The sequence below is a fragment of the Thermomonospora cellulosilytica genome, assembly GCF_014138835.1.
GTDB lineage: Bacteria > Actinomycetota > Actinomycetes > Streptosporangiales > Streptosporangiaceae > Thermomonospora > Thermomonospora amylolytica.
The window spans coordinates 5,562,651-5,585,166 of record NZ_JACJII010000001.1; the positions used below are offsets into that span (position 1 = coordinate 5,562,651).

General features: G+C 73.2%; 21 protein-coding genes. 7 read left to right on the forward strand and 14 right to left on the reverse strand.

Going from position 1 to position 22,516, the window contains the following annotated elements; translation table 11 throughout:
• Nucleotides 1-33: 33 nt before the first annotated feature.
• The 3 genes from HNR21_RS26250 to gnd all read right to left on the reverse strand — a co-directional run bounded on the left by HNR21_RS26250 (nucleotide 34) and on the right by gnd (nucleotide 5,924).
• Entirely contained in the window at nucleotides 34-2,544 is a 2,511-nt protein-coding gene (locus HNR21_RS26250) for a DEAD/DEAH box helicase (protein ID WP_182707317.1), read from the reverse strand.
• Nucleotides 2,545-2,700: 156 nt separating this feature from the next.
• A complete protein-coding gene (locus tag HNR21_RS26255; RefSeq protein ID WP_312881285.1) occupies nucleotides 2,701-4,089 on the reverse strand; it encodes a glycoside hydrolase family 10 protein in 1,389 nt (462 codons plus the stop codon).
• A gap of 407 nt (nucleotides 4,090-4,496) precedes the next feature.
• On the reverse strand, nucleotides 4,497-5,924 hold the full coding sequence (gene gnd, locus HNR21_RS26260) for an NADP-dependent phosphogluconate dehydrogenase (protein ID WP_182707318.1): 1,428 nt from the start codon (nucleotides 5,922-5,924) through the stop codon (nucleotides 4,497-4,499).
• Nucleotides 5,925-6,053: 129 nt separating this feature from the next.
• Between gnd and HNR21_RS26265 the strand changes: the two genes are divergently transcribed.
• The 3 genes from HNR21_RS26265 (at nucleotide 6,054) to HNR21_RS26275 (ending at nucleotide 10,294) form a co-directional block, all read left to right on the forward strand.
• The gene (locus HNR21_RS26265) at nucleotides 6,054-6,806 is read left to right on the forward strand and encodes a beta-phosphoglucomutase family hydrolase (RefSeq protein WP_182707319.1); all 753 of its coding nucleotides are present in this window, start codon (nucleotides 6,054-6,056) and stop codon (nucleotides 6,804-6,806) included.
• The gene (locus HNR21_RS26270) at nucleotides 6,803-9,202 is read left to right on the forward strand and encodes a glycoside hydrolase family 65 protein (RefSeq protein WP_182707320.1); all 2,400 of its coding nucleotides are present in this window, start codon (nucleotides 6,803-6,805) and stop codon (nucleotides 9,200-9,202) included. Before HNR21_RS26265 ends, HNR21_RS26270 begins: the two co-directional genes overlap by 4 nt.
• An 81-nt stretch (nucleotides 9,203-9,283) precedes the next feature.
• A complete protein-coding gene (locus HNR21_RS26275) occupies nucleotides 9,284-10,294 on the forward strand; it encodes a cation diffusion facilitator family transporter (protein ID WP_182707321.1) in 1,011 nt (336 codons plus the stop codon).
• Between the two features lie 233 nt (nucleotides 10,295-10,527).
• Here the strand turns inward: HNR21_RS26275 and soxR are convergent, their stop codons facing one another.
• Nucleotides 10,528-11,016 (reverse strand): redox-sensitive transcriptional activator SoxR, encoded by a 489-nt coding sequence (gene soxR, locus HNR21_RS26280; RefSeq protein ID WP_182707322.1) that lies wholly within the window; start codon nucleotides 11,014-11,016, stop codon nucleotides 10,528-10,530.
• Between the two features lie 51 nt (nucleotides 11,017-11,067).
• Between soxR and HNR21_RS26285 the strand changes: the two genes are divergently transcribed.
• A complete protein-coding gene (locus HNR21_RS26285) occupies nucleotides 11,068-11,478 on the forward strand; it encodes a PPOX class F420-dependent oxidoreductase (protein ID WP_119729912.1) in 411 nt (136 codons plus the stop codon).
• 85 nt (nucleotides 11,479-11,563) lie between these two features.
• Here HNR21_RS26285 and HNR21_RS26290 read toward each other — a convergent pair whose 3' ends face one another.
• From HNR21_RS26290 to HNR21_RS26310, 5 genes are all read right to left on the reverse strand, one after another.
• Nucleotides 11,564-13,378 (reverse strand): phosphoenolpyruvate carboxykinase (GTP), encoded by a 1,815-nt coding sequence (locus tag HNR21_RS26290; protein WP_182707323.1) that lies wholly within the window; start codon nucleotides 13,376-13,378, stop codon nucleotides 11,564-11,566.
• Between the two features lie 178 nt (nucleotides 13,379-13,556).
• The gene (locus HNR21_RS26295) at nucleotides 13,557-14,600 is read right to left on the reverse strand and encodes an ABC transporter ATP-binding protein (RefSeq protein ID WP_312881286.1); all 1,044 of its coding nucleotides are present in this window, start codon (nucleotides 14,598-14,600) and stop codon (nucleotides 13,557-13,559) included.
• Nucleotides 14,597-15,382 (reverse strand): molybdate ABC transporter permease subunit, encoded by a 786-nt coding sequence (gene modB / locus HNR21_RS26300; protein ID WP_182707324.1) that lies wholly within the window; start codon nucleotides 15,380-15,382, stop codon nucleotides 14,597-14,599. The genes HNR21_RS26295 and modB overlap by 4 nt, the downstream gene beginning before the upstream one ends.
• Nucleotides 15,379-16,152, reverse strand: a complete 774-nt coding sequence (modA, locus tag HNR21_RS26305) for a molybdate ABC transporter substrate-binding protein (protein ID WP_182707325.1) — start codon at nucleotides 16,150-16,152, stop codon at nucleotides 15,379-15,381. The genes modB and modA overlap by 4 nt, the downstream gene beginning before the upstream one ends.
• Entirely contained in the window at nucleotides 16,145-16,543 is a 399-nt protein-coding gene (locus HNR21_RS26310; protein WP_119729909.1) for a TOBE domain-containing protein, read from the reverse strand. Before HNR21_RS26310 ends, modA begins: the two co-directional genes overlap by 8 nt.
• A 158-nt stretch (nucleotides 16,544-16,701) precedes the next feature.
• On the opposite strand from HNR21_RS26310, the gene HNR21_RS26315 reads away from it, so the two are divergent.
• The 3 genes from HNR21_RS26315 to HNR21_RS26325 all read left to right on the forward strand — a co-directional run bounded on the left by HNR21_RS26315 (nucleotide 16,702) and on the right by HNR21_RS26325 (nucleotide 18,461).
• A complete protein-coding gene (locus HNR21_RS26315; RefSeq protein WP_119729908.1) occupies nucleotides 16,702-17,157 on the forward strand; it encodes a helix-turn-helix transcriptional regulator in 456 nt (151 codons plus the stop codon).
• Nucleotide 17,158: 1 nt separating this feature from the next.
• The gene (locus tag HNR21_RS26320) at nucleotides 17,159-17,641 is read left to right on the forward strand and encodes a VOC family protein (RefSeq protein WP_220500307.1); all 483 of its coding nucleotides are present in this window, start codon (nucleotides 17,159-17,161) and stop codon (nucleotides 17,639-17,641) included.
• Between the two features lie 142 nt (nucleotides 17,642-17,783).
• The gene (locus HNR21_RS26325) at nucleotides 17,784-18,461 is read left to right on the forward strand and encodes a hypothetical protein (RefSeq protein WP_182707326.1); all 678 of its coding nucleotides are present in this window, start codon (nucleotides 17,784-17,786) and stop codon (nucleotides 18,459-18,461) included.
• A 4-nt stretch (nucleotides 18,462-18,465) separates the two neighbouring features.
• Here HNR21_RS26325 and HNR21_RS26330 read toward each other — a convergent pair whose 3' ends face one another.
• The 5 genes from HNR21_RS26330 to aroH form a co-directional block, all read right to left on the reverse strand.
• Nucleotides 18,466-18,669 carry a hypothetical protein gene (locus tag HNR21_RS26330; protein WP_182707327.1) on the reverse strand — a complete coding sequence of 68 codons (204 nt, stop codon included), beginning with the start codon at nucleotides 18,667-18,669 and terminating at the stop codon, nucleotides 18,466-18,468.
• Nucleotides 18,670-18,758: 89 nt separating this feature from the next.
• On the reverse strand, nucleotides 18,759-20,201 hold the full coding sequence (der, locus tag HNR21_RS26335) for a ribosome biogenesis GTPase Der (RefSeq protein ID WP_182707328.1): 1,443 nt from the start codon (nucleotides 20,199-20,201) through the stop codon (nucleotides 18,759-18,761).
• 43 nt (nucleotides 20,202-20,244) lie between these two features.
• Entirely contained in the window at nucleotides 20,245-20,916 is a 672-nt protein-coding gene (gene cmk, locus HNR21_RS26340; RefSeq protein WP_182707329.1) for a (d)CMP kinase, read from the reverse strand.
• A 109-nt stretch (nucleotides 20,917-21,025) separates the two neighbouring features.
• Nucleotides 21,026-22,144: a prephenate dehydrogenase gene (locus HNR21_RS26345; protein ID WP_312881289.1), complete on the reverse strand. Its 1,119-nt coding sequence runs from the start codon at nucleotides 22,142-22,144 to the stop codon at nucleotides 21,026-21,028.
• Complete coding sequence (aroH, locus tag HNR21_RS26350) at nucleotides 22,141-22,503, reverse strand: chorismate mutase (RefSeq protein ID WP_119729903.1); 363 nt, start codon at nucleotides 22,501-22,503, stop codon at nucleotides 22,141-22,143. The genes HNR21_RS26345 and aroH overlap by 4 nt, the downstream gene beginning before the upstream one ends.
• Between the last annotated feature and the right edge of the window lie 13 nt (nucleotides 22,504-22,516).

Below are 22,516 nucleotides of genomic sequence, written 5' to 3' on the forward strand. Positions count from 1 at the left end.
GCCGCCCGCACCGGGCGGCCGGTCGGGGCGCGCTCACATCCGGTCGACCGACAGCACCCTGATCACCGCGGTGCCCTGCTCGTCGGAGGCGGTCAGGTCGACCTCGGCGGTGATGCCCCAGTCGCGGTCGCCGGCCGGGTCGTCGAACACCTGCCGGACCCGCCACAGCGCCTCCTCGGGCACCTCCTCGATCATCAGCAGCCCGGGGCCGCGGGCGTCGGGGCCGGTCGGCAGCTCGTCGTGCTCGGCGTAGTAGGCGTCCATCGCCTCCGCCCACGCGTCCGCCCCGAACTCCGGGTCCAGCTCGCCCAGCTCGTCGTACCGTTCGAGGGCGGCCAGCTCCACCCGCCGGAACATCGCGTTGCGCACCAGCACCCGGAACGCCCGCGTGTTCGCGGTGACCCTGGCGGCCGGGGCGTCCACGACCGTGCCCGGCTCCTCGGCGTCCCTGGGGTTGGTGAGCTGCTCCCACTCGTCCAGCAGGCTGGAGTCGACCTGGCGGACCAGCTCGCCCAGCCACTCGATGAGGTCGACCAGCTCCTCGGTCTTCATCGACTCCGGCACCGTCTGCTGCAGGGCCTTGTAGGCGCTGGACAGGTAGCGCAGCAGCAGACCCTCCGCGCGGGCCAGCTCGTAGAAGCCGATGTACTCCACGAACGTCATCGCCCGCTCGTACATGTCCCGCACGATCGACTTGGGCGCCAGCGGATGGTCGCTCACCCACGGGTGGCCGCGCCGGTAGATCTCGTACGCGGCGTTCAGCTCCTCCTCCAGCGGCCGGGGGTAGGTGACGTCCTGGAGCAGCTCCATCCGCTCCTCGTACTCCACCCCGTCGGCCTTCATCTGGGCGACCGCCTCGCCGCGGGCCTTGTTCTCCTGGGCGGCGAGGATCTGCCGCGGGTCGTCCAGGGTCGCCTCGATCACCGACAGCACGTCCAGCGCGTAGGTCGGCGAGTTCGGGTCCAGGATCTCCAGCGCGGCCAGCGCGAACGTCGACAGCGGCTGGTTGAGCGCGAAGTCCTCCTGCAGGTCGACGGTGATCCGGGCGTACCGGCCCTCCTCGTCGGGCTCGGTCAGCTGCTCGACCACCCCTCCGGCCAGCAGCGACCGGTAGATCGCGATGGCCTGGCGGATGTGCCGGCGCTGCGCCGCCCGGTCCTCGTGGTTGTCGGTGAGCAGCTTCTTCATCGCCTGGAACGCGTTGCCGGGCCGGGCGATCACCGACAGCAGCATGGCGTGGGTGACCTTGAACCTGGACTGCAGCGGCTCCGGCGGCGCGGACTGCAGCTTGACGAAGGTCTCCTCGTCCCAGGACACGAACCCCTCGGGGGCCTTGCGGCGGACCACCTTGCGCCGCTTCTTGGGGTCGTCGCCCGCCTTGGCCAGCGCCCGCTCGTTCTCGATGACGTGCTCGGGGGCCTGCGCCACCACGTATCCGATGGTGTCGAACCCGGCCCGCCCGGCGCGCCCGGCGATCTGGTGGAACTCCCGGGCCCGCAGCCGCCGCACCCGGTGCCCGTCGTACTTGCTCAGCGCGGTGAACACCACGGTGCGGATGGGGACGTTCACGCCGACGCCGAGGGTGTCGGTGCCGCAGATCACCTTGAGCAGCCCGGCCTGGGCCAGGCGCTCCACCAGCCGCCGGTACTTGGGCAGCATCCCGGCGTGGTGCACGCCGATGCCGTGCCGCACGAACCGGGACAGGTTGCGGCCGAACCGGGTGGTGAACCGGAACCCGCCGATCATCTCGGCGATCTTCGCCTTCTCCTCCTTGGTGCAGACGTTGATGCTCATCAGCGCCTGCGCCCGTTCCATCGCCGCGGCCTGGGTGAAGTGCACCACGTAGATCGGCGCCTTCTGCTGGCCGAGCAGGTCCTCGATGGTCTCGTGCAGCGGGGTGAGGCGGTACTCGTACTTGAGCGGGACGGGCCGCTCGGCGGAGGTGACCACGGCGGTGGGCCGGCCGGTGCGCCGGGTCAGGTCCTTCTCGAACCGGCTGACGTCGCCCAGCGTCGCCGACATCAGCAGGAACTGCGCCTGCGGCAGTTCCAGCAGCGGCACCTGCCACGCCCAGCCGCGCTCCGGCTCGGCGTAGAAGTGGAACTCGTCCATGATCACGGTGCCGATGTCGGCGTCGGCGCCGTCCCGCAGCGCGATGCCGGCCAGCACCTCGGCGGTGCAGCAGATGATCGGGGCGTCGGCGTTGACGCTGGCGTCCCCGGTCATCATGCCGACGTTCTCGCTGCCGAACATCGCGCACAGGTCGAAGAACTTCTCCGACACCAGCGCCTTGATCGGCGCGGTGTAGAAGCTGACCTCGTTTCGCCCCAGCGCCGCGAAGTGCGCCCCGGCCGCCACCAGGCTCTTGCCGGACCCCGTAGGCGTCGCCAGGATCACGTTCGACCCCGACATCACCTCGATCAGCGCCTCCTCCTGCGCCGGATACAGCGTGATCCCGCGCTCGGAGACCCACTCCTCGAACGCCTCGAAGAGGGAATCGGGATCGGCTTTGTCAAGGGGCGGCAACAGGTCGATAAGGGTCACTCGATGAAGTCTATGGTCGTGTGGCCCGGCGCCGGGCGCGACGAACGTGCTCCCTGCGACCGCCGCGCCCGGCACGGGCCGCGCGGCGCGGCGATCCGGGATCGCCGCGCCGCGGGCCGGGTCGTCCGACCGGATCGTCCCGGTCGCGTCGTCCGGTCAGGAGGCGGTGCAGCCGCCGATCCGGGGGGCGGACCAGGTGCCGTTCGCCATGACCGTGAACCCGAAGCTGGTGGACTGCCCGGCGGCCAGGGCGCCGTTGCCGTTCGGTCTCATCGTCATGACGTTGCCGCTGCCGTCCCAGGTGGGGCTGCCGTTCCAGGTGGTGGAGATCCGCTGCGGCGGGGTCACCGTCACGGTGACGGCCCAACTGCTGATCGCGGTGTTGGCCCGTACCGTCACCTGGCCGTTGAAGCGGTCGCCCCAGCGCTGGGTCTCGGTGTAGGTCGCGGTGCAGGAGGCGGTGCCGGGGTCGCCCGGATCGCCGGGGTTACTGGAACCGTTCAGGGCCTCCAGCACCGCGTAGTAGGCCGGCTTCTTGTTGTAGCTGCCGTCGAAGAGCAGCGGGGTGCCGCTGGCGCGCCACGAGTAGTGGTCCGGGATGCCCCAGACGGTGATGCCGGTGCAGCGCGAGACGGCCAGGCAGGCGTTCACGGCGTTGCGGTAGTTGGTGGCCTGGGTCTGCCCGGAGCCCTCGATGTCCAGCTCGGTGATCTGCACGTCGACCCCGAGCGCGGCGAACTGCGCGATGGTCTGCTGGAAGTTGGCCGGGACCGGGGACTGGGCGTTGAAGTGGGACTGCAGGCCGACGCAGTCGATCGGCACGCCGCGCTGCTTGAAGTCCCGCACCATGTTGTAGACGGCCCGGGTCTTGGCGGCGTTGGCGTCCTCGATGTTGTAGTCGTTGTAGCAGAGCTTGGCGCTCGGGTCGGCCGCGCGGGCGGTGCGGAACGCCTCCTCGATGTAGCCGTTGCCCAGCCGCTGCTGGAACACCGAGTTGCGCCGGGCGCCGCTGGAGCCGTCCTCGAACGCCTCGTTCACCACGTCCCAGGAGTGGATCTGGCCCTGCCAGCGCCGCATCAGCGTGGTGATGTGGTTGTTCATGGCCGAGCGCAGGTCGGTGGCCGACAGGCCGCTCACCCAGCCGGGCAGTTGCGAGTGCCACACCAGAGCGTGCCCGCGGATCGACATGCCCCGGCCGCGGGCGTGGTTGACGATCCGGTCGGCGTTGCCGAACGAGAACGAGCCCCGGCTGGGCTCGGTGGCGTCCCACTTCATCTCGTTCTCGGGCGTGACCGAGGTGAACTCGCGGTTGAGCACGGTCACGTACTGCGACTCGCCGAGGCGGTTGGCGGCGACGGCGGCGCCGAAGTAACGGCCGCGGGCCGCCGCCGCGGCCCCCAGCGTGTCGGCGGCCTGGGCGGGTTCGGACAGGACGACGAGCCCGGTCGCGGCCACGACGCCCGCCGCGGCCAGACCCAACGCCCTGCGGACACGGGCGAGCGGTCCTGGTCGCGTGCGCACGGATCCGGAGGAATCTCTGCTCACTTCGGCCTCCTCTTCCGGTGCCCGGACGGCCCTGGGGCCGCCCGGGCAGGGGCGGGATTTGCGCGGCGCCGCGAACGAGAGTCTGGACTCCGGGCGGAGGAACGTCAATAAACATTTTCCGAAACGTTTCGGAAGTGAAGCGAGATCGCCGAACAGATTCCTTCACGGCGACCTGCATCGATAGAACAACTCCAGAGGTCACCCCCGCGAAAGCCTCACTAAAGGCGCTCAACACCCCGACCCGATCTCCGAAAAACTCTTAACTCTTTCGAAAGATTTCGGAGGTGAGTGGAGCGATTCGCGCGCAGGGGCCGGCCGGGGTGAGCCATGCCGTGGCCGGCCCCGCGGCGCACTCCTCGACGGACGCGACAGGGCCGGTCGTATCGGCCGGGAGCGGGAAGGCGGCGTCAGGCCGGGTGCTCGGTGCGGTCGCCTCCCCAGAGGGTGTGGAACGAGCCGTCGCGGTCGACCCGGCGGTAGGTGTGGGCGCCGAAGAAGTCCCGCTGCCCCTGGGTGAGCGCGGCGGGGAGCCGTTCGGCGCGCAGCGAGTCGTAGTAGGCCAGGGCGGTGGAGAAGCCCGGGGCGGGGACGCCCAGGCGGGCGGCGGTGGCGACGACCTTGCGCCAGGCGTCCTGGGCGTCGCCGAGGGCCTCGGCGAAGTGGTCGTCGGTGAGCAGGGTGACGGTGCCGGGGTCGGCGTCGTAGGCGGCGCGGATGCGGTCCAGGAAGCGGGCGCGGATGATGCAGCCGCCGCGCCAGATGGTGGCCATGGAGCCGAGGTCGATGTTCCAGCCGTACTCGGTGCTGCCGGCCTGGATCTGGTGGAAGCCCTGCGCGTAGGCGACGATCTTGGAGGCGTACAGGGCCTTCTCCACGTCGTCGGCGAACGTGCCGGCGTCCTGGAGCCTGGCCGGGACCGGTCCGGGCAGCCCGCGGGCGGCCTCGCGGAGCACCCCGTGGCCGGAGACCGACCGGGCGAACACCGCCTCGGCGATGCCGCTCACCGGGACGCCCAGGTCCAGGGCGGTCTGCACCGTCCAGCGGCCGGTGCCCTTCTGCTCGGCCCGGTCCAGCACCACGTCCACGAACGGCCCGCCGGTGGCGGCGTCGGTGTGCGCGAGCACCTCGGCGGTGATCTCGATCAGGTACGACTCCAGCCGCCCGCCGTTCCAGGTGCGGAAGACCTCGGCGATCTCCGCGGGCTCCAGCCCGGCGGCGTGCCTGAGCAGGTCGTACGCCTCGCCGATCAATTGCATGTCGGCGTACTCGATGCCGTTGTGGACCATCTTGACGAAGTGGCCCGCGCCGTCCGGCCCGACGTGGGTGCAGCACGGCGTGCCGTCGACCTCGGCGGCGATGTCCTCCAGCAGCGGGCCCAGCGCCTCGTAGGACTCGGCCGACCCGCCCGGCATGATGCTGGGCCCGTGCAGCGCGCCCTCCTCGCCGCCGGAGATGCCGGTGCCGACGAAGTGGATGCCGCGTTCGCGCAGCGCCGCCTCCCGTCGCCGGGTGTCGGCGAAGTGCGCGTTGCCGCCGTCCACGATCATGTCGCCGGGCTCCAGCAGCGGGGCGAACTCCTCGATCACCGCGTCGGTGGGAGCGCCCGCCTTGACCATGATCACCAGCCGGCGGGGCCGTTCCAGCGCCGCCACGAACTCCTCGGGCGTGGACGCCGGGACGAACGTCCCCTCGTGGCCGAACTCCTCGACCAGCGCCTTGGTCCGGGCCTCGGTGCGGTTGTGCACGGCCACCGGATGGCCGTGCCGGGCCAGGTTGCGGGCCAGGTTGCGGCCCATCACCGCCAGGCCGGTGACGCCGATGCGCGCCTGTGCCATCTCAATCCCCTCTTCGTTGAAGCGACCTCCTCCGTTCTACGTGATCAGGCCCCCACCCGTTCGGCATCGGCGTCAAGGGGTAGGCATCGGTCGACAAACGAGGCCCCCTGCCACCCTTTGAGGAGGGTGATGCTCCCCAGCGATCTGCGCGCCTGCCTGTTCGACATGGACGGGGTGCTGACGGACACCGCGGCGGTGCACTCGGCCGCCTGGAAGCAGATGTTCGACGAGTTCCTGCGCGAGCGGTCCGCGCGTGCGGGCGAGCCGTTCGTGCCGTTCGATCCCGACACCGACTACCCCCGGTACGTCGACGGCAAGAAGCGCGAGGACGGCACCCGCTCGTTCCTGGCCTCGCGCGGCATCGAACTGCCCGAGGGCTCCCCCGACGACCCGCCGGACGCGCCCACCGTGCGCGGGCTGGGGGCGCGCAAGAACGACCTGGTGCTGCGGCTGCTCGACGAGAAGGGCGTGACCGTCTTCCCCGACGCGGTGGCGTTCCTGCGGGCGGTCCGGGACCGCGGGATGCGCACCGCGGTGGTGTCCTCCAGCGCCAACACCGTGCAGGTGCTCCAGGTCGCCGGGCTGACCGACCTGTTCGACGCCCGGGTCGACGGGGTCACCGCCCGCGACCGGGACCTGCCCGGCAAGCCCGCCCCCGACATGTTCCTGGAGGGCGCCCGTGAGCTGGGCGTCGAGCCGGCCCGTGCGGCGGTGTTCGAGGACGCCCTGGCCGGCGTGGCCGCGGGCCGGGCCGGCGACTTCGGGCTGGTCGTCGGGGTGGACCGGGTCGGCGGCGGGCACGGCGAGGCGCTGCGCGAGCACGGCGCCGACATCGTGGTGGACGACCTGGGCGAGCTCCGCGAGCTGCTGGAGGTGCGATGACCGATCCCGAGACCCCCCGGCCCGTGTACGACGTCGATCCGTGGTGCGTACGCGAACAGGACCTGCACCTGGACCGGCTGGCCCAGAGCGAGTCGGTGTTCGCCCTGGCCAACGGGCACATCGGGCTGCGCGGCAACCTGGAGGAGGGCGAGCCGCACGGGATGCCGGGCAGCTATCTGAACTCCTTCTTCGAGCTGCGCCCGCTGCCGTACGCCGAGGCCGGCTACGGCTACCCCGAGTCCGGGCAGACGGTCATCAACGTCACCAACGGGAAGATCATCCGGCTGCTGGTCGACGACGAGCCGTTCGACGTGCGGTACGGCCGGCTCAACCGGCACGTGCGCAGCCTGGACATGCGCGCCGGGACGCTGACCCGCGAGGTGGAGTGGCGTTCCCCGGCCGACGACACGGTGCGGGTCACCTCGACCCGGCTGGTCTCGCTCACCCAGCGGGCGATCGCGGCGATCTGCTACGAGGTGGAGCCGGTGCACGAGCCGGTGCGGATCGTGGTGCAGTCGGAGCTGGTCGCCAACGAGTCCATCCCGTACCTGGGCAACGACCCGCGGATGGCGGCGGTGCTGGAGCATCCGCTGGTGTCGGAGGAGCACGTGTCCAACGGGCACCGGGTGGTGCTGGTGCACCGCACCCGCCGCAGCGGGCTGCGGATGGCGGCCGGGATGACCCACGAGATCCACGGCCCGGAGAAGCTGTCGACCGAGGCCGAGAGCTTCCCCGACGTCGGCCGCGTCACCGTGGCCACCCGGCTGAACCCGGGGCAGAGGCTGCGGATCGTCAAGTACCTGGCGTACGGCTGGTCCAGCCAGCGGTCCCGCCCGGCGCTGCACGACCAGGTGGTGGCGGCGCTCGCGGACGCCCGGCTGACCGGCTGGGAGGGCCTGCTGCGGGAGCAGCGCGAGTTCCTGGACGAGTTCTGGGAGGGCGCCGACGTGGAGGTCGACGGCGATCCCGAGGTGCAGCAGGCGGTGCGGTTCGCGCTGTTCCACATCCTGCAGGCCGGGGCGCGGGCCGAGCGGCGGATGATCCCCTCCAAGGGGCTGACCGGCCCCGGCTACGACGGGCACACGTTCTGGGACACCGAGACGTTCGTGCTGCCGGTGCTGACCTACACGTTCCCGACCGCGGCGGCGGACGCGCTGGCGTGGCGGCGCATGACGCTGCCGCTGGCCGAGGAACGGGCCCGGACGCTGGGCCTGGAGGGGGCGGCGTTCCCCTGGCGGACGATCCGCGGGCAGGAGTGCTCGGGGTACTGGCCGGCGGGCACCGCGGCGTTCCACGTCAACGCCGACATCGCCGACGCGGTGGTCCGGTACGTCGACGCCACCGAGGACGCCGAGTTCGAACGGGAGATCGGCCTGGAACTGCTGGTGGCCACCGCCCGGCTGTGGCGCAGCCTGGGCCACCACGACGTGCACGGCGGCTTCCGGATCGACGGGGTGACCGGCCCGGACGAGTACAGCGCCCTCACCGACAACAACGTCTACACCAACCTGATGGCGCAGCGTAACCTGCGGGCCGCCGCCGACATGGCGATGCGGCATCCCGAGGTCGCCGACCGGCTGGGGGTGACCACCGAGGAGGCGGCCTCCTGGCGGGACGCGGCGGACGCGATGCTGATCCCCTACGACGAGCGGCTGGGCGTCCACCCGCAGAGCGAGCAGTTCACCAACCACGCCCGGTGGGACTTCTCGCAGGTCGGGCCGGACCAGTACCCCCTGCTGCTGCACTTCCCGTACTTCGACCTGTACCGCAAGCAGGTCGTCAAGCAGGCCGACCTGGTGCTGGCGATGCATCTGCGGGGGGACGCGTTCACCGAGGAGCAGAAGCGCCGCAACTTCGCCTACTACGAGGCGATCACGGTGCGGGACTCCTCGCTGTCGGCGCAGACCCAGGCGGTGATCGCCGCCGAGGTCGGTCATCTGGACCTGGCGCACGACTATCTCGGCGAGACCGCGCTGATCGACCTGCACGACCTGGCCGGCAACACCCGCGACGGGCTGCACCTGGCGTCGCTGGCGGGGACGTGGAACGCGCTGGTGGCCGGGTTCGGCGGGATGCGGGCCTGCCAGGGGTGCCTGAGCTTCGCGCCGCGGCTGCCGGGCGGCATCAGCCGGCTGTCGTTCCGGATCCGGTACCGGGGGCGGCGGCTGTGCGTCACGGTGACCGCCGAGAAGGCCCTGTACGAGCTGCACCAGGGGCCGCCGCTGCGGATCGCCCACCACGGCGAGGAGTTCGAGCTGGGCGAGGACCCGGTGCGCCTGGCGGTGCCGCCGATCCCGTCCGTGCCGCGTCCGGCGCAGCCCCACGGACGGGGACCCGCCCCGCGCCGCACCGATCCGTCAGGGCGGTTGCGACCTGTCCAGCGCGGCGAACTATGAGCCGTCGCGCCCGGTTTGCAACAGCATGACCTGCGCTGTTGTCGAGGTGCTGCAGCGGGATCGCTGCGTCATCCTGACGCCATGGGTCATCACCATCACGGGCGCGGCCCGCTCGGTCGGATCGCCCGTCTGCTGCGCCCGCACTCCCACGGGCACTCCCACGAACCGGCGGGGCGGGTGGACCGGGAGATGGAGTCGGCCGCCGAGGGCATGCGGGCGCTGTGGATCTCCGTCGGCGGGCTGGGGCTCACCACGCTGGTCCAGGCGGCGGTGGTCGCCGTGTCGGGCTCGGTGGCGCTGCTGGGCGACACCCTGCACAACGGGGCCGACGCGCTGACCGCCGTCCCGCTGGCGGTGGCGTTCTGGCTGGCGCGCCGCCCGCCGTCGCGCCGTTTCACCTACGGGTACGGGCGCGCCGAGGACCTGGCCGGGGTGCTGATCGTCGCGGTGATCGCGCTGTCGTGCGCGGCGGCCGGCTACGCGGCGATCCGGCGGCTGCTGGAGCCCGCTCCGGTGGACCACCTGCCGGCCGTGGCGGCGGCGGCCCTGGTGGGGTTCGCCGGGAACGAGATCGTCGCCCGCTACCGGATCCGGGTGGGCCGCCGGATCGGCTCGGCGGCGCTGGTCGCCGACGGGCTGCACGCCCGCGCCGACGGGTTCACCTCGCTGGCGGTGCTGGCCGGCGCCGCCGGGGTCGCGGCCGGCTGGCGGTGGGCGGACCCGGTGGTCGGGCTGGCGATCACGGCGGCGATCCTGGCGGTGCTGCGGCAGGCGGGCCGGGAGGTGTGCCACCGGCTGATGGACGCCGTCGACCCGGCCCTGGTGGACCGGGCCGAGGAGACGCTGCGCGGCACGCCGGGGGTGCTGGGGGTGGGGGCGGTCCGGCTCCGCTGGCTGGGGCACCGGCTGCGCGCCGAGTGCGAGGTGGTCGTGGACCACCGGGCCAGCGCGGTCGAGGCCCACGCGGTGGCGGTGGCCGCCGAGCACGCCCTGCTGCACGCCCTGCCCCGGCTGCACGGCGCACTCGTGCACGCCGATCCGCGGCCGGTCGGCGGCGCCGACCACCACGCCGTCCTGGCCGGGCACCGCTGAGGGGGCATCACTCTCCGAGCCCGCCTCGGCGCCCCAGGAGCGAAGCGACGACGCGCCCGCGGTCCCGGCCGAATACCGTCGGCAGCACCTAGCGCGGCGAGCCAGGGACGTTCCCCCTCCTGAGAGCGAACCAGCAGGCGGCTCCGGCCGGGCGCCGTCAGCGGCAGTCGGCGGCGGGCTCGGGGCGTTCCCCTCCTGAGAACGGACCGGCAGGCGGCCACGGCCGGGCGCCGTCAGCGGTCGGCGGTCTCCCGTTCCTCGGCCTCCTCACCGGAGCGGACCAGCAGGCGGCGCGGGCCGGGGCCCTCCTCGGCGAGCCGGTCGGCCGGGTTGGCCAGCGTGCAGACGCTCAGCGACAGGCAGCCGCAGCCGATGCAGCCGGTCAGGTCGTCGCGCAGCCGCTGCAACTGGGCGATGCGCTCGTCCAGCTTGCGCCGCCACGCCTCCGACAGCGCCGCCCAGTCCTCGACGGTCGGGGTGCGCTCCTCCGGCAGCCGCGCCAGCGCCTCGCGGATCTCCGCCAGCGGGATCCCGACCCGCTGGGACACCCGGATGAACGCCACCCGCCGCAGCGTGTCGCGGGAGAAGCGGCGCTGGTTGCCGGCCGTGCGGCGGCTGCGGATCAGCCCCTTGGCCTCGTAGAAGTGCAGCGCGGAGACGGCGACCCCGCTGCGCCGGGACAGCTGGCCCACGGTGAGCTCGGAACGGGTGGACTGCGTCATGCCCCCACTCTAGCTTGACCTCAACCTTGGTTGAGGTACCAGGATCGGGTCATGGAGCTCACCGAGAACGAACTGGCCTTCCTGCGGACCCAGCGGCTCGGCCGGCTGGCCACCGTGGACGCCGGCGGAGCGCCGCAGAACAACCCGGTCGGCTTCTTCTACAACGCCGGGACCGGGACGTTCGACATCGGCGGCTTCGCGCTGGGGTCCACCCGCAAGTTCCGCAACGTCCAGCGCAATCCGAACGTCGCGCTGGTGATCGACGAACTGACCTCCACGGACCCCTGGCGGGTGCGGGGCATGGAGATCCGCGGCGAGGCCGAGGCCCTGACCGGGCAGCGGCCGCCGCGGCCGGGCATGAGCCCGGAGCTGATCCGCATCCGTCCCCGCCGGATCTACACGTGGGGGATCGAGCCGGGCGCGTCCGGCATGGTCAGGCGGGTCGCGGACCGGGCGGCCTGAACGCACGCGCGCGCCGCGCCCCCCGGAGATCGGGGAACGCGGCGCGCGTCATGGCCGTTGTCCGGTCCGTGTCAGGTCCGCCCGCTCAGCCGAGGCGGTTGACCAGGGCGCGGTACTCCTCCCACAGCTCCTTGGGCAGGTGGTCGCCGAAGGTGTCGAAGTGGTCGGGGATCAGCGCGGCCTCCTGCTTCCAGACCTCGACGTCCACCGACAGCAGGGTGTCGAGGTCGGCCTCGTCGATCTCCAGGCCCTCGGTGTCCAGCGACTCCTTGGTCGGCACGTGGCCGATCGGGGTCTTGACCGCGTCGGCCCGCCCGTTCAGCCGGTCCACGATCCACTTCAGGACCCGGCTGTTCTCGCCGAAGCCCGGCCAGATGAACCGGCCGTCGGCGTCCTTGCGGAACCAGTTGACGTAGTAGATCCGCGGCAGCTTCTCCGGGTCGGCCTGCTTGCCGATCCTGATCCAGTGGGCGAAGTAGTCGCCCATGTTGTAGCCGCAGAACGGCAGCATGGCGAACGGGTCGCGGCGCAGCTCGCCGACCTTGCCCTCGGCGGCGGCGGTCTTCTCCGAGGCCACGTTGGCGCCCAGGAACACCCCGTGCTGCCAGTCGAACGACTCGGTCACCAGCGGCACGGCGGTGGCGCGGCGACCGCCGAACAGGATGGCCGAGATCGGCACGCCCTTGGGGTCCTCCCACTCGGGCGCGATGGTCGGGCACTGCCCGGCCGGGGTGGTGAAGCGGGCGTTCGGGTGCGCCGCGGGCGTGCCGGACTCCGGCGTCCAGTCGTTGCCCTTCCAGTCGGTCAGGTGCGCGGGCGGCTCGTCGGTCAGGCCCTCCCACCACACGTCGCCGTCGTCGGTGAGCGCGACGTTGGTGAAGATGCTGTTGCCCCACAGCGTCCTGATGGCGTTGGCGTTGGTGGTCTCGCCGGTGCCGGGGGCGACGCCGAAGAAGCCGGCCTCCGGGTTGATGGCGTACAGCCGGCCGTCCTCACCGAACCGCATCCAGGCGATGTCGTCGCCGATGGTCTCGACCTTCCAGCCCGGGATGGTCGGCTGCAGCATGGCCAGGTTGGTCTTGCCGCAGGCGGACGGGAACGCGGCCGCCACGTAGCGGGTCTCGCCGCTGGGCGGGGTCAGCTTGAGGATCAGCATGTGCTCGGCCAGCCAGCCCTCGTCGCGGGCCATGGTCGAGGCGATCCGCAGCGCGTAGCACTTCTTGCCGAGCAGCGCGTTGCCGCCGTACCCGGACCCGAAGGACCAGATCTCCCGGGTCTCGGGGAAGTGCGAGATGTACTTGGTGGAGTTGCACGGCCACGGCACGTCCTGCTGGCCGGGCTCCAGCGGGGCGCCGACCGAGTGGACGCACTTGACGAACGAGCCGCGCTCCTCGATGAGCCGCAGCGCGGGCGCGCCCATCCGGGTCATGATCCGCATCGACACGGCCACGTAGGCCGAGTCGGTGATCTCGACGCCGAGCTGGGAGATCTCACCGCCCAACGGCCCCATGCAGAACGGCACCACGTACATGGTGCGGCCCCGCATGCAGCCGTCGAACAGCGTGTCGAAGGTGGCCCGCATCTCCGCCGGCGCGATCCAGTTGTTGGTGGGGCCGGCGTCCTCCTCCCGCTCGGAGCAGATGAAGGTGCGGTCCTCGACGCGGGCGACGTCGCTGGGGTCGGAGGCTGCGTAGAAGCTGTTCGGCCGTTTGTCTGGGTTCAGGCGTTTGAAGGTGCCCTGCTCGACGAGAAGGTCGGTCAGCCGCTTCCATTCCTCGTCCGAACCATCGCACCACTCGACCCGGTCGGGCTTGGTGAGCTCGGCGATCCGGCGCACCCAGTCGACCAGCTCGGCGTGACTGGTGGGGGCCTGATCGAGGCCGGGTACCTGTTGGGACACGGGCAACTCCTTATGCTGTTCGCAGGATCTTTGCATGATGAACAAAACGACACATGTTTTCCATTTGGTCTGGACCAATCCGGGCCGTTTTTACCGTCCCCGGGGCCGTTTGTGACCGATGTCACCTGCCTGGAGCGTGCCCGGGACGAGTCGGACTAACCACCCAGAAGGTGTGATCTCAGGCGGGGTAGGCGTGGGTTTCCGTGGCCTTGACCGCCGCCCAGACCCGGCTCCCCTCGGCCAGCCCGAGCTCGGCCACCGCGCCGGGGGTGACGTCGGCGGCCGCCGGGACCGGGCCGCCCAGCCCCACCCGGACGCGGTCGCCGTGCCGTTCGACGGTCTCGACGCGGGCCCGCCACCGGTTGCGGGGACTGCCCTCGGGACGCTCCCGGTACAGCGCCACGGCCGAGGGGGCGAACGCCACGAACACCTCCCCGTGCAGGGCCTCGCCGGTGTCCAGCCGGATCGGCGAGCCGTGCAGGGCGACGGTGTGGCCGTCCGCCCGGCCCCGGTAGAGGTTCAGGCCCACCAGGCGGGCCACGTAGTCGCTGCGGGGATGCCGGGCGACCTCGGCGGGCGGCCCCTGCTGGACCAGACGGCCGCGTTCCACCACCACGAGCCGGTCGGCCAGCACCATCGCGTCGAGCGGGTCGTGGGTGACCAGGATCGCCACTCCCCCGAAGTCGGCCAGGTGCCGCCGCAGCCCGGACCGGATCCGCGGCCGGGTGTGCGCGTCCAACGCGGCCAGCGGCTCGTCCAGCAGCAGCAGGCGCGGCTCGACGGCCAGCGCCCGGGCCAGCGCGACCCGCTGGGCCTGCCCGCCCGACAGCGCCCGCGGCCTGCGGTCCTCGTGCCCCTCCAGGCCGACCCGCCGCAGCCACTCGCCCGCCCGCCGGCGCGCCTCCCGCCGGGACGCGCCCCGGCAGCGGGGGCCGAACGCCACGTTGTCCAGCGCGGTCATGTGCGGGAACAGCAGGTAGTCCTGGAACACCACGCCGACCGGACGGCGTTCGGCGGCCAGGTCGTGCACCGGCTCGCCGTCGAGCCGGATGTGCCCCGCGGCGAGCGGGGTCAGCCCGGCCAGGGCCCGCAGCGCGGTGGTCTTGCCCGCGCCGTTGGGCCCGAGCAGCGCCACCACCTCGCCGGCGGCGGCCTCCAGCGCCAGGTCCAGGGTGAAGTCCCCGCGGCGCACCACCAGCCGGGTCTGCAGACCGGCGGTCACGGGCCGCTCACCCACCGGTCGCGCAGCAGCGCCAGGATCGCCACGCAGACCGCCAGCAGCACCAGACTCAGCACGATCGCCGCCTGCGGGTCGGTCTCCAGCGCCAGGTAGACCGCCAGCGGCATGGTCTGGGTGCGGCCCGGGAAGCTGCCCGCGAACGTGATCGTCGCGCCGAACTCCCCCAGCGCCCTGGCCCAGCACAGGATCGCGCCCGCCGCCACGCCCGGCGCGACCATCGGCAGGGTCACCCGCCGGAAGATCGTCCAGCGGGACGCGCCCAGCGTCGCGGCGGCCTCCTCGTACCGCGGGTCCGCCCCGCGCAGCGCCCCCTCCACGCTGATCACCAGGAACGGCATCGCCACGAACGCCTCCGCCAGCACCACCCCGGCCGTGCTGAACGGCAGCGTCACGCCGAACGCCGCGTCCAGCCACCGGCCGACGATCCCGTTGCGGCCCAGCACCATCAGCAGCGCCACCCCGCCCACCACCGGCGGCAGCACCAGCGGCACCGTGACCAGCGCCCGCACCAGGCCCCGCCCCCGGAAGCCGCCCCGCGCCAGCGCCCACGCCAGCGGAACGCCCAGCAGCAGGCACAGCCCGGTCGCCAGCGTGGCGGTCACCAGCGACAGCCGCAGCGCCGTCAGCACCTGCGGCTCGGCCAGCCGGGTGCCGAGCGTGGACCAAGGGGCGCGCAGCAGCAGCCCGGCCGGCGGCAGCACCAGGAAGGCCAGCCCGAGCGCCGCCGGGATCACCAGCGGCCACGGCACCCGGCCCCGGCTCACGGCAGGCCGAACCCCGCCCCGGCGAGCACCGCACGGCCCTGCGCGGAGGTCACCAGGGCCACGAACGCCTCGGCGTGCCCGGGCTCGGGGGCCTCGGTCAGCGGCGCGATCGGGTAGTCGTTGACGGCCTGGGCGGACTCGGGGAACTCCACGCCCTCGACCCGCCCGCCCGAGGCCCGCACGTCGGTGCGGTAGATCAGCCCGGCGTCGGCCTCCCCCATCCGCACCTTGGTCAGGACCGCCTTGACGTCCTGTTCCTCGGAGACCGGGGTGACCCGCACGTTCGCGGCGTCCAGGGCCTTGCGGGCGGCGGCGCCGCAGGGCACCGGGGCCGCGCACAGCACCACCTTGACCCTCCGGCCGGCCAGGTCGCGCAGCGAGCGGACGCCGCCGGGATTGCCCGGCGCGATCGCGATCACGAGCCGGTTGCGGGCGAAGACCCGGGGGGCGGCGGTGCGCCGGGCGCCGGCGACGGTGCGCATGGCGTTCTGGTCGGCGGCGGCGAACACGTCGGCGGGCGCGCCCTCGGCGATCTGCCGGGCCAGCGTGGAGCTGCCGGCGAACGAGAACCGCACCCTGACGCCGGGCCGGGAGCGTTCGAAGGCGCGCCCCAGCTCGGTGAACGACTCGGTCAGCGACGCGGCGGCGAACACGGTCAGGGTCGCGCCGCCCCCGCCGGTCCGGCCGGCGTCGCCGCAGCCGGCCGCGGCGACGGCCAGGGCCAGGGCGGCGACGGTCCGGGCGGCCCGGCGGGCGATGCGGTCAGTCATGATCGGGCAGCTCCACGACGACGTTGGTGGACTTGACCACGGCCTCGGCGACGACCCCGACCCGCAGGCCCAGCTCGTCGGCGGCCTCCCGGCTCATCAGCGACACCAGCCGGTACGGCCCGGCCTGGATCTCCACCTGGGCCATCACGGTGTCGCGGACGACGTCGGTGACGATGCCGCGCATCCGGTTGCGGGCCGAGGAGAACCGCCCCCGGGGCCCGTCCCGCCCGGCCTGCTCGCGGACGAAGGCGGCCAGGTCGGCCCCGGCGATCCGGCGGTGACCGTGCTCGTCGCGGTCCGCGGGGAGCCGCCCGGCGTCGACCCAGCGGCGCACCGTGTCGGCGCTGACCCCCAGCAGCCCGGCGGCCTCACTGATCCGGAACGTCTCCACGCCGGAACCGTAACATCTCGCCGATACGACGCCAATCCCGGATCAACCCTGGAATCTGCGTACCATCTCCGCGTTCAGCCTCGCAGATGCGGTCGGCTCCGCCGTCCCGGCCGTCGGGTGCGACGCCACGCGGCCCGGCGGTGTGCCAGGATCGGGACATGGGACGGCCGGACCTGGCGCAACTGCACCGGCTGCGCCTGGCCAAGGACGTGATGGACCGCGACTGGTCGCAGCCGATCGACCTGGACGCCGTCGCCGCCGAGGCGGGCTACTCGCGCTACCACTTCATCCGGCTGTTCCGCGAGGTGTACGGGGAGACCCCGGGCCAGTACCTGAGCCGCCGCCGGATCGAGCGGGCCCAGGACCTGCTGCGCTCGGCCAACCTCACGGTCACCGAGATCTGCATGGTCGTGGGCTTCACCAGCCTGGGCAGCTTCTGCAACCGCTTCAAGCGGCAGGTCGGCATGACCCCCACCGAGTTCCGCGCCCGCGCCCGCACCGAGGGGGCGGGGCGGATCCCGGGCTGCTTCGCGCTGTTCTGGGCGGGCGGCTTCCGGGCCGGCACGCCGCACGCCGCAACTTTCGAGAAGTCCCCCGAGAACCGCGATCCCTAGCGTGAGCAGCACGAACACGACGACGACCTGCCAGGAGGCGGCGATGATCACCGGACTCGGAGTGGCCACCGTATGGGTCCTGGACCAGGACCGGGCCAAGGACTTCTTCGTCGACAAGCTCGGCATGGAGGTGCGCGACGACCTGACCCTGGGCGAGGGCGGCATGCGCTGGGTGACGGTCGGCGCCAAGGACCAGCCGGACCTGATGCTCACCCTGATGGTGCCCGGCCCGCCGACCCACGACCCGGAGACCGCCGAGCAGATCAAGGCCCTCATCGCCAAGGGCGCGCTCGGCGCCGGGGCGTTCACCACCGACGACTGCGAGGGCGACTACCGGGCGATGAAGGCGCGGGGAGTCAACTTCCTGCAGGAGCCGCAGAAGCGGCCCTACGGCGTCGAGGCGATCTTCCGCGACGACTTCGGCAACTGGTTCAGCCTGACCCAGCCGTCCGCGGAGCTCGACGAGAGCGTCGGCTGGTCCTGAACACCGGACGGGGGCGGCCGGTCCCCGGCCCCCGTCACCGGCCGGTGACAGGGGCGGACGCCGGTGCCGCGGTGCTTGGACCGTGCCTGGGCGGGTAAGGCGGTTTCACTGGACCAAACCCCCCACCTGGTCAGGAGATCACATGACTGGGACGATGCGAGTACCGCGCAGCCGTGGCGCGTTCAGCGGGCTCATGCTGGTGCTGCTCGGGCTGTGGGGCGGGCTCATCCCGTTCGTCGGCCCGTACGCCGACTTCGCCTTCAGCCCCGACGAGCCGTGGCACGTCACCGACGACCGGCTGCTGCTGAGCGCGGCGCCCGCGGCGGCGACCGTGCTGGGCGGGCTGATCGTGCTGGCCGTCGCCAACCGGGCGGTGGCCATCCTCGGGGCCTGGCTGGCCGTGCTGGGCGGCGCCTGGTTCGTGGTCGGCGGGCCGCTGTCGGTGCTGTGGAACGCGGACGGCGTCGGCACTCCGCTGGGCGGCGAGACCCGGCAGGTGGCCGAGCAGCTGAGCTTCTTCACCGGGCTCGGCACGGTGATCGTGTTCTTCGCCGCGCTGGCCCTGGGCCGGTTCGCCGTGGTCGGCGTCCGCGAGGCCCGGCTGGCGGAGGAGCTCGCCGAGCACGACGCCCGCCGTGAGGAGCCCTGGGAGGCGCACCCGCCGGCCGGATCGCGGCCCGAGGGCGTCACGCAGCCGATGGCCCGGCCGCAGGGCCGCTACGCGCTCCGCCCCGACCAGGCGCCGCCCGCCGAGCCCGCCAAGTCCGCCGAGCCCGCCGACCACCGGGTGGCCGGCGAACCCGGCGCGGGCCGCGCCTGAGCGGTCACAGGTCCCTGCTGCGCATGCGGCGGACGGTCTGCGGGGTCTCGGCGCCCTGCTCGGCGTACCGGGCCTGGACCGGGTCCTTGTCGCCCAGCAGCGCGCCGAGGCCCACCAGCAGGCCCAGGCCCCACAGCCAGGGCATGTCCCCGGCGAAACCCCAGGCCACCAGAGCGATCGCGGCGAGGACGAACAGCAGGGTCCGCACGTGGCAACTCCCGGGCGACGCGGTAGAACGTGTTCTCGTTTCAGCCTCCACGATAGGGAGGATCGCGCCGCCCGGGAAGCCCGCGGGCCTCACTTCCTGCCGCGCCGGGACCCCTTGTCGCCCCGCTTCTCGCGGATCCGCATGCTGATCTCGACGGGGGTGCCGGGGAAGCCGAACTCCTCGCGCAGCCGGCGTTCGATGAACCGCCGGTAGCCCTCCTCCAGGAAACCGGTGGTGAACAGCACGAACCGGGGCGGCCGGACGCCCGCCTGGGTGGCGAACAGCACCCGCGGCTGCTTGCCGCCGCGGATCGGGTGCGGATGCGCGGCCACCAGTTCGGCGAAGAACTGGTTGAGCTTGGCGGTGGGCACCCGGTGGCCCCAGCCCTCCAGCGCCGTGTCCAGCGCCGGCACCAGCTTGTCCACGTGCCGCCCGGTGTAGGCCGAGATGTTGACCCGCGGCGCCCAGCGGGCGTTGTGCAGCTGCCGGTCGATCTCCCGCTCCAGGTAGTAGCGGCGCTCCTCGTCCAGCAGGTCCCACTTGTTGTAGGCCAGCACCAGCGCCCGGCCGGACTCGATCACCATGGAGATGATCCGCAGGTCCTGCTCGGCCAGCGACTGGCTGGCGTCGATCAGCACCACCGCCACCTCGGCGCGCTCCAGCGCCGACTGGGTGCGCAGGGTGGCGTAGAAGTCGGCGCCCTGGTTCTCCCGGTAGCGCCGCCGGATCCCGGCGGTGTCGATGAACCGCCAGGTCCGGCCGCCCAGCTCGATCAGCTCGTCCACCGGGTCGCGGGTGGTGCCGGCGACGTCGTCGACCACCACCCGGTCCTCGCGGGCCAGCTTGTTGAGCAGGCTGGACTTGCCGACGTTGGGGCGGCCCAGCAGCGCCACCCGGCGCGGCCCGCCCTCGGCGGTCTGCACGGGCGGCGGAGGCTCGGGCAGCGCCTCCAGCACCGCGTCCAGCAGGTCGCCGCTGCCGCGTCCGTGCAGGGCGCTGACCGGGTGCGGCTCGCCAATGCCCAGCGACCACAGCGCCGCCGCCTCCAGTTCGGTGGCGGCGTCGTCGACCTTGTTGGCCACCAGCAGCACCGGCTTGCCGGACCGGCGCAGGATGTCGACCACGGCCTCGTCCACGTCGGTGGCGCCGACGGTGGCGTCCACCACGAACAGCACCACGTCGGCCAGGTCCACCGCCATCCGGGCCTGCTCGGCGATGGCCGCGGCCAGCCCGGCGGCGTCCGGCAGCCAGCCGCCGGTGTCCACGACGGTCAGCCGCCGGCCGCTCCACTCGGCGTCGTAGGCGACCCGGTCCCGGGTCACCCCGGGCACGTCCTCCACGACCGCCTCGCGGCGCCCCAGGATCCGGTTGACCAGGGTGGACTTGCCCACGTTGGGACGCCCCACCACGGCCACCACGGGCGGGATCCGCTCGTCGGCCCCGAAATCGCCGGCGGTCTCGAACTCCGCGCTCTCCACGACGTCGTACTCGCTCACGTCTACTCCGGTTTCGTGGTCGTCCTGCCGTACCACGTGCTCCGCGGACGACCGGTTCGGAGCCTGCGGCTGCCCGGGGTCACCCCGTGGCGGTGCTCTCCTTGGCCAGCCGCACGACGGTCTCGATGACCTCGGGCAGGCTCAGGCCGGTGGAGTCGATCTCTACCGCGCCCTCCGCCTTGGTCAGCGGGGACGCCTTGCGGGTGGAGTCCAGCCGGTCCCGGCGGGCCTGCTCGGCCTGGGTCAGCTCCACCGTCGCCGCCGGGTCGGCGGCCAGGTCCCGGGCACGGCGCTGCGCCCGGGCCTCCTCGCTGGCGGTCAGGAAGATCTTGACGGGTGCGTCGGGCGCCACCACGCTGCCGATGTCGCGGCCCTCCACCACGATGCCCCCCGTCCCGATGATCTGGCGCTGCAGCGCCACCAGCCGCTCGCGGACCGCGGGCACCGCGCTGACCGCGCTGACCGCGTTGGTGACCTCGCGGGTGCGGATGGGGCCCGACACGTCGGTGCCGTCCACCGCGATCGTCGGCGCGTCCGGGTCGGTGCCGCACTCCAGCACCGGCTCGCCCGCCCGCGCGGCGACGGCCTCGGCGTCCTGCACCGGAACGCCCTGGTTCAGCATCCACCACGTCATGGCCCGGTACATGGCCCCGGTGTCCAGGTAACGCAGTCCCAGCGCGCGGGCCACGCCCTTGGACGCGCTGGACTTGCCCGACCCGGACGGTCCGTCGATGGCGATAACGAGCGACACGGTGGATTCCTTCCCAGGTTTCAAGGAACGGGTGCCGGCGGAGGAGTCGCGGGGGTGCGCGGCCCGTGCCGCGCCCGGCCCCGGCGTGCCAGGCTACCGCTCCCGGAGATCAGCCGGGGACGGACCAGCCCCGGGCGCGCAGCTCGTCGGCCAGCCGGCCGGCCGCCGCCGGCTCCACCGACAGCTCCACCACGCCGACCGGCATCCCCGGGGAGTGCTCGATCGCCACGTCCTCGATGTTGACCCCGGCGACCCCGGCCGCCTGGAACAGCAGCGCCAGCTCGCCCGGCCGGTCCTGGACGACCACCGGGACGACCGCGTACCGGGACTGCCGCCCGCCGTGCTTGCCGGGGATCCGGGCGCGCCCGGCGTTGCCCCGCGACAGCAGCTCCCGCACGTGCTCCATGGCGCCCTCCCCGCCGTCCCGCAGCAGCGCGGCGGCCAGCGCCAGGTCGGTGGCGACCTCCTCCAGCACGTCGGCGACCGGCCCGGCGTTGGCGGCCAGGATCCCGATCCACAGCTCCGGGTCCCCGGCGGCGATCCGGGTCACGTCGCGCACGCCCTGCCCGGCCAGGCCCAGCGCGACCTCGTCGGCGCCGCGCAGCCGCGCCGCCGTCGCCGCCGACACCACGTGCGGGGCGTGCGAGACCAGCGCCACCGCCCGGTCGTGCTCGGCGGCCTCCACCCGCAGCGGGGCGGCGCCGCAGGCCCGGGCCAGCTCCTCCACCAGCGCCACGGCGGCCGGATCGGTCTGCGCGGCCGGGCACACCGCCCAGGTGCGGCCCAGGAACAGGTCGGCGCGGGCGGCGGCGGGCCCGGACCGTTCACTGCCGGCCAGCGGATGCGCCGCCACGAACGTCCTCAGGTCGCAGCCCAGCTCGGCCGCCGCCGCCAGCGGCAGCGCCTTCACGCTGGCCACGTCGGTGTAGACGCGGGCCAGCCCGCGCTTCTGGGCGTCCAGCAGCACCGGCGCGACCGCGGCCGGCGGCACCGCCAGCACGGCCAGGTCGGCGGGCTCGCCGGGCCCGTCCGGCGGCAGCGGGGAGCCCGCGCCCAGCCGGGCCGCCAGCTCCAGGGAGGCCCCGTCCCGGTCCGCCAGCAGCACCTCGGCGCCCCGCCCGCGCATCGCCAGCGCGACGGAGGTGCCGATCAGTCCCGTCCCGATGACGACGATCCGCCCGATCCCCTGCTCCCGCGCCGTCCGCCCGGCCCGCCGATCCGCGTTCACTGGGCGATGTCCAGCCGCAGGGCGGTGGCGCCGCGCAGGTAGACGTGCTGCATCGCCGAGCGGGGCTTGTCGGTCTCGATGTGCGCCATCAGCCGGATCACCCGGGGCATGGCGTGCGGCACGTTCAGCTCGCTGGCGCACAGCAGCGGCACCTCGTGGAACCCCAGCTTGCGGGCGGCCAGCGCGGGGAACTCCGCGGTCAGGTCGGGGGTGAGCGTGAAGATGACGCTGATCACGTCGTCGGTGGTCAGCTCGTTGCGCCGCATCACCTCCGAGACCAGTTCGGTGGTCGCCTCCAGGATCAGCTCCCGCTCGTCGGCGTCCACCTGGGTGGCCCCCCGGATCGCCCGTACCGCCACTGTCGTCGTCCTT